At 35.3% G+C, this 13,231-nt stretch carries 8 protein-coding genes and 1 pseudogene; 2 read left to right on the top strand and 7 right to left on the bottom strand.

From position 1 onward, the window contains the following. Positions 1 to 8: 8 nt before the first annotated feature. From brxC to ABEV15_RS10650, 5 genes are all read right to left on the bottom strand, one after another. Positions 9 to 3,632, bottom strand: a complete 3,624-nt coding sequence (gene brxC, locus ABEV15_RS10670; RefSeq protein WP_498853185.1) for a BREX system P-loop protein BrxC — start codon at positions 3,630 to 3,632, stop codon at positions 9 to 11. A gap of 24 nt (positions 3,633 to 3,656) precedes the next feature. After that, positions 3,657 to 4,169, bottom strand: coding sequence for a BREX protein BrxB domain-containing protein (locus ABEV15_RS10665; RefSeq protein WP_498853184.1), 513 nt, complete (start codon positions 4,167 to 4,169; stop codon positions 3,657 to 3,659). A gap of 13 nt (positions 4,170 to 4,182) precedes the next feature. Beyond that, positions 4,183 to 4,971, bottom strand: coding sequence for a BrxA family protein (locus ABEV15_RS10660; protein ID WP_498853183.1), 789 nt, complete (start codon positions 4,969 to 4,971; stop codon positions 4,183 to 4,185). Further along, positions 4,971 to 5,600, bottom strand: coding sequence for a BREX-6 system BrxE protein (brxE, locus tag ABEV15_RS10655; RefSeq protein ID WP_498853182.1), 630 nt, complete (start codon positions 5,598 to 5,600; stop codon positions 4,971 to 4,973). The genes ABEV15_RS10660 and brxE overlap by 1 nt, the downstream gene beginning before the upstream one ends. Positions 5,601 to 5,985: 385 nt before the next feature. Continuing rightward, positions 5,986 to 6,312: a helix-turn-helix domain-containing protein gene (locus ABEV15_RS10650; RefSeq protein ID WP_498853181.1), complete on the bottom strand. Its 327-nt coding sequence runs from the start codon at positions 6,310 to 6,312 to the stop codon at positions 5,986 to 5,988. 160 nt (positions 6,313 to 6,472) lie between these two features. Between ABEV15_RS10650 and ABEV15_RS10645 the strand changes: the two are divergent. Then, positions 6,473 to 8,131 (top strand): annotated as a pseudogene (locus tag ABEV15_RS10645) (IS1634 family transposase). 427 nt (positions 8,132 to 8,558) lie between these two features. On the opposite strand, the gene ABEV15_RS10640 reads toward ABEV15_RS10645, so the two are convergent. Both ABEV15_RS10640 and ABEV15_RS10635 read right to left on the bottom strand, forming a co-directional pair. Next, positions 8,559 to 12,071: a CDC27 family protein gene (locus ABEV15_RS10640; protein ID WP_498853180.1), complete on the bottom strand. Its 3,513-nt coding sequence runs from the start codon at positions 12,069 to 12,071 to the stop codon at positions 8,559 to 8,561. A 309-nt stretch (positions 12,072 to 12,380) separates the two neighbouring features. Next, positions 12,381 to 12,536: a hypothetical protein gene (locus ABEV15_RS10635; RefSeq protein WP_498853179.1), complete on the bottom strand. Its 156-nt coding sequence runs from the start codon at positions 12,534 to 12,536 to the stop codon at positions 12,381 to 12,383. A 265-nt stretch (positions 12,537 to 12,801) separates the two neighbouring features. On the opposite strand from ABEV15_RS10635, the gene ABEV15_RS10630 reads away from it, so the two are divergent. After that, a complete protein-coding gene (locus tag ABEV15_RS10630) occupies positions 12,802 to 12,930 on the top strand; it encodes a hypothetical protein (protein WP_498853178.1) in 129 nt (42 codons plus the stop codon). The last annotated feature ends 301 nt before the right edge of the window (positions 12,931 to 13,231 follow it).

The raw sequence follows: 13,231 nt of genomic DNA, 5'->3' as shown, positions 1-13,231 counted from the left end.
TTGCATTTTTAGGATAAGAAGAAATAATCCACTTTTCTCAATTCTTCTTTTAATTTCTTTTCTAGCGTATTTAAGTAATCTTTCAATTCTTCTTCAGAAGAAATTTGTCTAGTTTTCATTATTTCACTAACTCGAATATGTTTAAATTTCGGCTTTTTATCGGCTTTGCTATCCCCATCATTTGTATCTGTTGAAGGCGAAACGGGCCTATTTAATTCCTCAATCAATTGACCATATATTTCAATCGATGCCTGTTTATAGCTAGGCAAAGCGTTCTCCAGTTGCTCTAGGAAATCATAATTACGTCGATCTTGTGATGGATCAGGTTGATAGTGTCTATTTAAAGGTTCTAAAACTTTCCTTTGTTCAAACGCATCAAATCTATCAAATAATGGAAAATGTTCGATTTCTTCCATTGTTTCCTCTATTCTTTTCATCACACGTGAATGAAGATTATTATAGATCACTTCATAATAATTTTTTAAATCTAAATAATCTGTTTGGATACTGGTCCAATTGTCTATAAATGTGTTTGATGCTATTTCAGTAATTATAGCTTGTACTTTTTGCTGTCGAAGCTCATCTTTCGGAAAATGCTGCGGATTCCAAACATCGGAAATAAATTTTCGTATTTCTTGTAGGAATTTTAGGTTTCCATTTTCAACAAATCGTTCAAACTTTCTCATAAAAGACATTTCTTCTCTTAATTTCTGATAAACATCAACGAAAGTAATAATGGCTTCGCTGGAATGATTTTTATTTACAACACTTCTATAACCATCTTCAATTTTTTTCAATCTATCAATAATATTTAATTGATTTTCTCTAGCAGAAATAATTAATCCATTAACTTGAAGTAAAATTCGGTTGGCTACCTTGACTATTTTCTGATAATACTCAGGAATTGTATCCGTGTTTACAGTTTCATCAAAATCAGACTCTAATATCTTTTTACATTGTTGACGTATGGCGGGATCGACATTTTTCACTTCAATAAACTGACACGCTTTAAATTGTGGTTCTTTTTCAAATAGTTCTTTTACGCCTGATTCGGTATAGCTTCTAATGGTCTTTCCTTTCAATTCAATCTCAATAAACCCGCCGCGGAACAGTAATGCTGTAAAAAAGCGGATAGCTAATGAATCCCAACCATATTGATTACCACCAAAATAGTCTAATAAATCACTTCCCGTGCAAATGCCGAAACGATTGTATCGAGATTTTATTTCATTTAGAACCTCGCTTAACACTTTAGAACTCAAATTAATTTGTTGTTCATCGTCCAGTACATTTAAATCTTTAAAAACCGAAGAGACTGAGTAAAGTTTTTCTTTAAAGCATTCTGCAATATGAGATTGATCAATTTTTACCCCAACATCGTCAAAACGAGTATAAACGGTTGGGATAATAAGACTTATTAATGCGTCGAATATTGATTTGATTTCTTCTCCTTTAGGAAGGTCATATTCTTTTCCACGGTAAAGATAAGAACCGGAAAGAAATGCTGCTCTTATTTTTCGTTTTATTTCAGCGGCTAAATTTTGATTTTTTTGTTCCTCTTTTCTTAAAAAGAACATTCTTTCTTCATCAGCTTTCTCGCGCTGTTTACTTATTGCTGATTGACGGGCGAGATATTCTCGAACCATGTCTTCTATTTCGTCATTTGGTTCAGCAAGCCAATATATTCGTCTCTCGTCCTTTATAGAATCTCTTTTCTTTTTATCCCTTAGAGATTCATCATTTGCAAGCACAACCGGGCTCAATGATTCAAAAGTGATTTCGCTTCCTGTTAAATATTTTTCATCATCTGCTACCATATTTACTGAAAAGGTGCGAATTTGTTTATAGAAAACCTTGTTTTGATTAAATAACTCTTTTACGATATCCCGTACGTATATTGAAATCGCTCTAGTTCTAATATATTCTTGTTCAGCTAAAACTTCATGTCGAAAATTTTGCTCTTCCGGTGACAAGAAACTATATATTTCCCCTTCTTTTTCTATCAAACCAGCTCTTAAAAGTTTCTTGAGGGAAGATTCTACATTCCCTTTTAATTCATGAAAGTTAAGCTCAATATCACTAAAAAGCATCTTTGTCAAATTATCAGCAGTTCTTGGTATATAGCTAATAGAGTCAAGCAGATATAAAACTTTCAACACTTTTTTTGTAAAATCGGGATTTTCCGGATCAGCTTTATCTACCTCATTTATAGTATCGATGACAGTTGAAGGAACGAAATTTGCTGCTCTTGCCTCTGCAAAAACTTGATCTAGTGTAACTAGCGATCCAACGTTAGCTTCTTCAAAACGATTTTCAGGATTTATTAATATGCCTTGTGTTGTTTTAATCATGCTACGGTTAGTACCACCGAGTTTCTTGTTTGACTCAGTACGTTGAAGGAATTTCACGAATATATCTTTGATAATTCCTAGCTGATAAGGAAGAAATGGGTACGCCTTAACAAAAACTTCTTTCGATAATTTAGGTAACTTTCTGTCTGCATCTGTGAATTCTAAAATGGTTTCTAATTTGCCGGAATACTTATCATACTTATTTTCTAACTCTTCTTTTGCTTCTGGTTTTTTCTTTAAAATTCGTTCGTACAGTACAGAATCTAAGTTTTCAGGTGTTAAATGAATTTTCACCTCAAAACGATCAGCAATTTTACCTAGTTTGTCATTAAATTTTATTGCATCTTCAACAATAGCTTTTAATTCTTCCTGCGCCGTTACCCCAAGCCATATTTTTCCCTGACCTGTTATTTCTATTTGGTGGGCAATTCCTTGCAATTCACTAATTTTTTGGTCATCTCGTGCTATAAATTGTCCCATCTCATCAATAAGTAGGAATAACCTAGCTTCTTTCCCATTTAGACTATTTCGTTTCTCAACATAGGATTTTAGAATTTCAATTAATTTTTTAGGTGACATTGAGAAATCGTTTTGAATACTATTGATTGCGTCACTAGCAATCGTTTCTGACGGATAATCATCTGGATTAACCTTGCACAACGCTTTCGCTATTTTTGTTTTTTGACGATGTGGTTTTTGGCGTGCCTCAGTCCAGCTCTTACCGCTTATTTTTTCAAACTCATTTTTAAAGTCCTCATACAAGCCCTGTTGAAATAGATCATATTCGAGTTCCCCAACCCATAAAATATCACTATAAAAACCTAAAAATTGGAGAAATTGCTTGTAAATTGTTATGGAGATGCTTTCCTGTTGCCCACTTTGGTCATATGCTGTGGCTTCTAAAATATCAAACATTAATACTTCGGTGTCATATTTATCACGAATTTGCTCAACTAGCGGACGTAACTCATTTGAATCATCCCTACTTAAAAATTCGTCGGCACTTGTCGAATGTTCAAATTGATAATTACCTAGTACATGTCCAAATAATTTCGTGAAATGGGATTTACCCGATCCGAACCATCCAGAGATCCAATAGCAATATTTATCACCATGAAGATATTTATCAAAAGCTTTTTTGAAATGCCCTCGAATTTGCTCCGTTATGACATATTCGCGTAATTCTTGACGAATATGCTTTAAATTGTCGTCCTGAACTTTGACAACTGAATTAATATCCCTTTTTATATCATCACGAAATATTGAATGTATCTTTGTCAATAATCTCACCTCTCTAAAATCTCTCTATAAGTAAAACGCCCTTGAACCACTAATGTCTATATCGTCAAGCATCATAAATTTAGATGAATTAACAGTACCGGGAATGAAAAAACATAATGGAATAGAAACTTTGTTTTCTAGCCTTGAAAGTAATTGAACAAGCCTAATATGTGGAGCTATACTCCCGACACGTGTAAATAAAATTCTTCCATTTGGACCTAATTGATCAACTTTTTCTAAAATCCAGTCATAAAGCAATCTAAACATAATCCCTTGCATTTCTTTTTTAAACTCAATGTATTCTTCCTTTTCAAAATCGTAAAGGTCATTTAAATCTCCATCTTCATCTTCCAGTAAAAGATCGTAGAGTAGCTTCTCGATATTAACAATTTCTACCTTGTATCCTTGTGCTTCTCCATCTTGCTTTATATCTTCAAGTTTCGGCAGCAAATATAATTGTTCACTAGGATTAATAGCAACTAAAATAAACGGTACACCTGAATGTCTACTCCACGATAGTTGATGATTAAGAATCATGTTTTTTACACGATTAATCTTCTCCGATAACATAATGGATAACAAACTCCTTTAAAGATGGAAATTTGTAATTTATTTTTGTTTCTATTTGTTCTTCTAGGTGAATAACTCCACTAACCTCTAGTTCTTTAATTAACATTTTTCGCTGTTGTCTATCTAGAAGAAAAAGCTCAAAATCATCGTGTTCGTAAACATCTTCTAGAGTTTGGATTGAGTTGATATTTGAATAAAGAACATAACCAAAAACTCGACTTGATAAATATATGTCATCATTAAAGGTTGGATTTTTTCTATTTTTTAGAAAACCAACTTCCAATAATACAGTAATCAATGCACTTTTTAAATCTCTAAATGTTCGTTCGGTCCAATTTCTCATCTCTTCGTGTGTTTTGGAAGAAGCGATTAAAAATTGTTCTGAATCCTCATTTGAAACTCCAAGAAAGCCTTGTATGTAGCGAGGATAAACCACTTCTTTTACAAAATTAAACAAGAGTCTATCCGAACGACACATATGGTAATAAAGCAAAAAGTAACATTCCTCTTTACTTAAATATTGTATTGCCAATAATAAAGGATTCACAGATATATCTTGTTTTTCGAGATTGTGTAGATATCGTTTTTTTATTGATCTGTATACATTCTCAATACGGCGTTTAGATGCTTTAAGTAACAGATTATTCTCAAAAAGTTCTTTTTCAAGAGCATCTATACTTTTCAATTCGCTTAACCTTTTAAGTATTCGGAGTGAATCATCTAGTACTGGTCCTGTTGTTTTTAAATCTGCAGTAAATTTTTCGTTCATTACTCCACAGCAACCCTCTTGTAATATGGTATAGTAACAAATCCTTTTTTGGCGTAATCATATACGGAAATAAGATTATGAATTACTTCTTCTAATTCTTCTGGATAAATATAAAAGTATCTTCTCTTTGTACCTATTTCAAACGATTCACCAGTCACATTATCAAATGATTCTAATCGGGGTTCGTTGAAAAATTCCCTTGCCCAGTGGGGTTCAAAAAAAATGTTTTCAAGTTTTTCCACTTCATCAAGTATATTTTTCCAATCAGGTCTCTCTACTAGCATTCTGATAGCAGGATTGAATACATTAGTTTCAAAATCATAACCAAAATGAAATAAAGTAATTACTTTGTTTACCTTGATAGCGTCAATTTCTTTTTGGCGAACAACTTTTTGAGCCATATCAAATCTTTGCTTATAAAACGTCTTTGGAAGAAATGGCAACAAATTTAAACGTCCAACCGAACTCAAAATTCGTGATTCCCACCAAAAATTATTATCTTCTTCACCGAGTCTAGCAATCATTAAACGGTAATAAATAATCTTAGCAAGATGCTTTTTTGAAACACGTCGATCCTGTATATCGCTGTCTTTCAGAGTATGTAAAATCATTTCATAAACTTTTTTCAATGCAACACACCTCTACAACAAATAATCTATCTTTTATTATGGCATAGAAAGAAGTAGTAAAAAAGATCCATGTCGAATAAAATACGATAAAAAACATGCATTTTTACTAATAATCGTAAAAGTGCATGTTTTGTAGCAGTAAATTATTTTCTGTTTCAACACCTAATTCAACACCTAAATGACTAATCAATTTTATCTTCAAAGAAAAATCGATATAGCGGCTTAAAATACGTGATAAAGTTTCTAGAGTTAATTCTGCGTCATTCTCTAGAATGGCGTAGCTATCTCTCTTTATCTTCATTTATTTGCCGCATTAAAAGATTTTTTGGGGGCTTAGCCATGCGTAAGGTTGGTAAGTAGCTAAGCTTGTAAGGCGTACATACATTTATTTTTGAAAAGAAGTGATAAACACATACAGCGCTTTCTTTTGTTCATAATTTAGTGAAGCTAAAACTTGTTCTAATTGTTCGTTTATAAGACTATCTCCCGCTTTCTCATCCTTTTCTAACGACCTAAAAAAGCTGCTTAGCGGAATATCAAACCTTTCACAGAATTTTTGGATTAAGCTAATAGGAATTTCCTGATCTCCATTTTCGATTCTCGAGAGTCGCGGCTGTGAAATTCCCAACTCATCCGCTAATTGCATCATTGATAAATTATATTTTTTTCGAACTTCCCTAATGCGTTCTCCTACTTTTTTGTTTATATCCATCACTACATCCCCGACTTTTACTTATTAGTTCGTATTTAGTTTATCGTTTTCTCATTTTACCTCACATTTCGCACCCTCTCGACAAAAATCGGGAGGATTTTTTTATCTTCCTGTCGAATAAAACCTTGGAATACAAGGAAAGCAAAGGAGTTTCCACACCATGGACGTTCGAATTCGTGCTATTTATGAAAGTTCCTATTTGAAATAATAAGTGCCATCTTCAAGGATCTTGGCCTCCCTCGGTTGATTGATCGTCTCGTTCCCGTGGACCCTCAATGCCAAACTCGAGCCAGCGACGTTGTCTGGCTGCTTACCTTGGATATCTTGAGCGGTCGGCAAGCTCATTTGGAACGATGGGCGCATGAAATCGATTTGCCCAAGCTGATCCGGCCGGAGCTCCAGCCTTCTTGGTTCAATGACGATGCCATCGCCCGCCATCTGGATCGCCTGTATGATGCCAACATCCATCAAGTCATTTCGGCTTGCCTTGTGCAGATCTACAAGAAGGAAGGCATCCCCCTCCGGGTGTTCCATGCCGATACGACCGATGTATCTGTTTACGGCACGTATGAATCGGCCTCGCCGGATACCCTGCATATTGCCCATGGTTACAACCGACAACACCGTTGGCAAAAGCAGATCGGCTTCGGACTGATCGGCAACGAGGATGGCGTTCCTTTTTATGGAGATGTGCACGACGGCAACCTGCCGGACAAAACGTGGAATCCCGAGGTGCTGTCCCGTGTCCATGAGCAGCTGAAGCAAGCGAAGATCGAGGACGAATGGATTTACGTGGCAGATTCCGCCGCGATGACGAAGGACACGCTGGCGCAAACGAAAGCGGCGAACGCCTTTTTGATCACCAGAGGCCCGTCGTCGCTCCGGATCGTGAAAACCGCGCTGGCCGAAGCCGATGCCAGGGACACGACGTGGAGCGATCCATTTTCGCTGGCGGAGAAAAACGGCGCCACGTATCGGGTATGGGAAACGACATCGACGTACGAAGGTCATTCGGTTCGGCTGGTCGTTGTCGAATCGAGCGCCCTCGACCAACGGAAAGGAAAGACGCTCGAAAAAGAACGAGCACAAGAAGCGGAGTTTCTTCACGAGGAACAAGCCCGTTGGGAGCGCCACCCGTTTTCGTGCCGGGAAGACGCCGAACAAGCCTTGGCATCCCTCAAGGCATCCCTTCGTCCCCGGTTCCATCGAGTGGAGGCCGTCGTCGAAGAGATCGTGCGTCCGAAAAAACGGCGCGGACGGCCGAAAAAAGGGGCGGAACCGGAAATGGAGACGCTGTACATCCTTCGCCTGAGCGTGGAATTCGACCAAGACGCGTGGGAACAGGCGAGACGGAAAGCGTCCCGGTTTGTTCTCGTCACAACGGTGCCGGAGGAGTGGAAGGACCGAGGACCGACGAATGGACGCGAAAGAGATCTTGAAGCTGTATAAAGGGCAGATCTCGGTGGAAATGAACTTCTCCTTCCTGAAAGATCCGTTCTTTACGGACGAGATTTACGTGAAAAAACCGGAACGAGTGGCGGTGTTGGGCTATTTGTTTCTCCTCGCATTGGCCATTTACCGCGTCTTCCAGCGCCGGGTGCGTCAGTTTATTACGCCGGAGCGCCCGTTAAAGGGCGTAGGGGGCCGCAAGCTGACCCGTCCGACCGGGCAGGCGATTTTTCAGTTGTTCTGGTATGTGAAAGTCGTCCTGTTGGAGCTGCCGGATGGGAAAATCCAACGCGCGTTGGGTAAACCGCTCACCTACGAGCAGCGAAGGATTCTGCAAGAGTTGGGAATGGACGAAAGCATTTATGTCTAATCTCATAAGGAATGATGAACGATGGTAAAAAAAGGATTGCCGTCGCTTGTTGTGTTGGCTCAAAAAATATTTTAAAAAAATGAATAAAAAATCCTTTGTTTCTGCACTGCTGGGGTGCGAAATGTGAGTTAAATGAAAGTAAGTGTAATTTAATTAAATGCTAGTATGAGGAGTTGCTTAATTTTGTATGATCACTTTTACACTTCTAACATTTCATTACTTTTACAAGGATTCTTTTGCTTTCTAAGAATACAGGATGTAGAAAACCCAAAAACAACTATCTCCTTGATTCTTACAAGGTTATTGTTTTTGGGTTTTTAATGATTTAGGAATTTGAAGAGGTGATATTATTCCATTTCATATCCAAATGACCCAAACTCGATAATTTTCCTGTTGTGTCAACTTCAATATGTTATTCAAAATAAACTTATTCACCCATAATTTTCTTTTCTAGTACTTTTTTCAATCTTTTGAGATATTCATCGTTTCCTTTGAATACTTTGTCACACAGCAAAAAAAGTTTATCTAACCATTCGATTTTTTTCTCTTCCCCTACTAATACATCACATAAGTACTCTAATAATTGCTCTACGTTTTCCGTTTGTTCTTTCGACAACCAGTCTAGAATTTCTAATACTATAGAGAAGACGTATTCTCTGTTTACTTCTTCTTCCCGAAGGTATCTAAACAACCATTCAACCTCTTCTTCTAAGTTAAATTGGTTTTTCCTAAGAAAATAAATGAAAACATCCGCTTTTGCCGTGATATAACGGTACCCGATCATGATTAATTTTCCAATCGTTTCATAATAGGTTTCCTTATCTAACACCCCTTTTAGCAGTAAATAATTCACAAAATCAACAACTGAAAACGTATTGATTTCATATTGAGACTTTGCATATTTATTTACTATAAAACTGTCCACCATCATGGTAAATAAACTATCTTTGCATAATTGAAGTTGGTCATCTAAAAAATTCTTCTCTTGTTTGTTGGATGGATTAATAAAGGCTTTTCCAACTTTTCTCCCGTTTTCATTGATCCACTTTATGAGCTTTTCCATCTTTGCAAGTGACTCTTCTACTTCCTTCGACGTCCATTCATGAGCTATAATTCGTCCATTAGCATATGAAATACTCGTAAGTCCTTTATAACGAGACAACTTTAACTGCGAATGCTCAAAAAACAGGGAACTAAATTGTTCTTGAAAAATATAAACACGAAATTCTTTAGATAAATGTTCAAGTAAACCTAAATAATCAAGTGTCAGAATGGAAAATAAATCACATAGTATATTTTTTGATGATAAAACACATTGTAGTCCCTTTTGAACTTCCTCAATATTTCCTGTTTCGTACGCCCAAAAATGGAGTTTTCTTTGGCTAGCTACGTATCCCCATAGTAAATATGGCTTTTCTTTCGTTAAATCACAAAAAATTTGTAAAGGCATTCTATATTTTATAAAAAGCTTCTCTACCTCTTTTTGTGAAGTTTGAAGGGATTCAAGTTTTGACAGGAAGTGTTTTGATAATTGACCATTTTCAATCGCCTGAAATTGCTCAAATAATTTTTCTTCTTCTGGGAATGTTTCGTGAAATTCTTTCATAACTTTATGGAAAGAATTAACATGCTCTTGTTTAGGTTTTTCAAGTATTTGTGTTATTTCTACGAATTGCCAAAAATAAGCACGCCAAACATCAGGGTTTTTTTCTCCGTATTTGAAGGTCTGATAAGCATACTCCAATGCTTTTTCATATTCCATGGCATCCAAATAGGCAAAGGTTAGTAGTTGCAAATCTTCAATAGAAGCATTCTCACGGACTTTCTTTTCTGCTAATTTTAAGGTGTTTAAGCACCCTTCTGTATCACCAAGTCGGAAAAGACAACTAGAGTATCGAAACAAGAACTTGATATCTTCTGTTTGATGGAAAAGATTTTCATACATTTCTTTTGAAATCTCGTACCAATCTGATTGAAAAAATATTGTAGCTACTATATCCTGAACAAATACAGTTGGTTCTTTTAATTCGTTATAGTAAAGAGATATAATTTTGTCGTATTGACCAAGCTTGTACAACGAGAGAATATAAGTGTTAACAAATAATTCATAATGAATCCAATGTGGAATAGTAGGAATTAGTTCTGTTAACTTTTGATAATCATCAAAGGTGCCTCTTTTTCTGTAGGCATCCACTAATTGAATTTTTATTTCTAATAGATTTCGGTCCTTCCAGTGGTTTACTGCATACTCAAAATTTGAAATTGCTGTATCCCAGTCATCTAGTAAAATTGCATAATATCCCTTAATAACAGCTTTAAGGTGATCTTGGCCTTTTTCTTCCACTTCTTTGATAAAGGAAATGATTTCTTTGTGCTTAAATAAACGATAGAGAATCTCAAGTTTCACAAAATAATATTCTATTGGGAGATTATCATCTAACTCTATTGAATCTTCATAATCACTTAATGTCTGTAACGCATTCTTTGGATTTCCTGATTCCATATAAATTCTAGCTAATAAGGTGACATGTTCTACATGATTGCTATCTTTAATCTTATTCTCAAGTAATTCAATTGCATTTTCCCATTCCTTACAAAGATAATAAGACCAAATCAAATTCTGAAAATAGGAATCTTTTTTATCATCCGAAGTAAGTTTATATAACTCTTCATAACATAAAGCTGCTTCCTTAAAGCGTCTTGTTCGGAAGTAAAGAGCAGCATAGAGCTCCTTTACTCTTCTTAAATGTCTTCTGTTTTCATTTTCTTCCTCAATTTTCTCCAATAGCGGGATCACAAGCTTGAATGTTTCTTCGTGGTTTACTAGCATTCCTTTCGATATTAAATGTTCCGATTGCAAAACATGAGCCTCTGCTTTTAACAACATCCATTCTTTTGAAAGAGGGTTTTGATTTAGTTCCTCATTAGTCAAATCTAAGACTTGATCGAATTTATTTATGAATAGTAATATTCGAGCTTTTAATTCTCTTACACCCGTATCACCATGTTTTTCTAATAAAGAAAGGCATTTCTCATAATCCTTTTGTAAAAAATAAATATTTAAAAGTAGTTCAATATTTTTTGGGGTATAGCCTTCCAAAGATACATTTTTATTAACATATACAAGAGCCTCATCTAGTTTATCTTCGATGATTTTGATAAGAGCATATAGCCGATTTTTTCTTGGTTCATCTTGACAATAAGAGATGGTTGCATATAGATATGGGATGGCCTCATTTTCGTTACCAGAACTCATATAACTGTTTGCTATCACTGCATTTAATTCTAGCTTTTCTTCATTAGAATGAGCGTGCTTTATTCGTTCCTCTGCTTTTTTTCGTGCAGTAGTGACTTTTTCTTTTTCAAGGAGTTCTTTTAAATCATCGTATCCAACTGGACCAAGTGCATTAAGAATTGTTGACTGTATATTTTTTTGAATTTGATTCATGTTTCTTTCATTCTGTTTTTCTAAACGTTCGAAGCCAGTTCGAAGTTCCTCTCTTATTCTTTCCATCCCATGTAAGATATTTTGGAATTCTGGATCCCAATTTTTTTCTTTATACTCATTTATTTTTAGTAGTATCAATTGAAAAAACGGCAGTAATTTATCCTGATGTTGAGGATATTTTTCAAAATAAGGATCCAAAAAGAAATGATCTGGTTTAAAGTCATCATCCGATGTTCCTTCAATAATCCATCTAAAAATTTCTTGTCTATTTATTTTATCTTCAAGTAAATCCTTTATTATCTCATCAGGGAGATCTAAAATCGCTTTTGCATCGTCTACACCAGCTTGAAACATAAGCGTTATTTTCTGTGAATAATTATCCTTCATCCACTTATCTTTAAAATCACGAACAGCTTTTAAATTTTTTAGTTTGGGTATAGTGAAAGTAAAAAAAGCACTTGCTAGACCTTTTAGTAGTAAACTTATATCCACATACATCACCTAATTTCCTTGTTATTAACGTTATTAACACTGTTAAAATCTTATATCTTTTTATAACTTTACTCTAAAAACATGAATCCTTGTGTAGTCAACATGTCTCACATTTTTAGTTGTGTTGTAAAGAATTATAAATGATGCTCATAAACCGCTGATCTATGTTTCACATACTCATCATCTGGGCGAAGTTTTAAAGCGTATTGAAATATGCTTCTGCCCGTTCGTAATCCCTTTTTTAGTCGTACAGTCGTACAATTGTTCATTTTATTCTCTTTTTTAAGATCTCTTTGCTGATTTTATGACTCAATTTTTATAATGTTTTTTGATTTCGTCTATAGATACAGCAAATTTTCTTGAAGCTTCTGCAAAGGCTTTGTCTTTAGATTTTCCTTCGAGGATTAATTCAATTATAAATTTAATAACTTTTAGCCAGAATGTTTTATCTTTTATTATGCTCATTTTTATTCCCTCTATCTCCTTATGATTTTTAAAATGGATATTTTAGTAATTCTATTTTATCATCATTAACCATAAATAGGAAGAGTTGATTTATTCTTCTTATTATAAATCTATGTGATTTTTTATGTTATTTCCGCTCCACTTTCGACCGAAAAAGATTTTTCAATCATTTATACTAACTCATTAGCCCCCTAATGTCGAGGAGAAAACAGTAGGTGGGAGACGTCCAACACTCGGCTACTCTCTAACGACAACTGGTGATAAAGTGCCAGACGAACAAATCGAAGAATGGCTATCTGAGATTGTGATGGGAGAAGGATTTGCCTACGAATATCGCAAGCTGACCATTCAGTTAAGAAGAGATCATCAGCTTGTCATCAGTGCCCCATCATAAACGAAAAAATTTCTTACCTTCACTATAAACGTTGTTAGACCGCTCAGCAAATGAGAGTTTGAACATAAATACGGATTGATCCCCCCTATTTTTGGACACATCCTATCTTATTTTAGGTTATTCTTAAAATTTCTCGTTGCATATCTAGATGATGTATAAAAGTTTGTGTAAAGCATTTTGCTAGAACAAAAGAAAAAAGGGAGCATTCCTGTTAGAAAGGTTTTCGGGGACTTGAAAGAAAAAAGCCCTCTTGGTATGATGCAGGGGTACCAACAATCACCTATCATCAGACCAAGGAGGA

Origin of the sequence: Bhargavaea massiliensis (assembly GCF_050480245.1) — a bacterium.
In the GTDB taxonomy this organism is placed as follows: domain Bacteria; phylum Bacillota; class Bacilli; order Bacillales; family Anoxybacillaceae; genus Anoxybacillus.
This window is presented reverse-complemented; position numbering and strand designations above follow the sequence as displayed.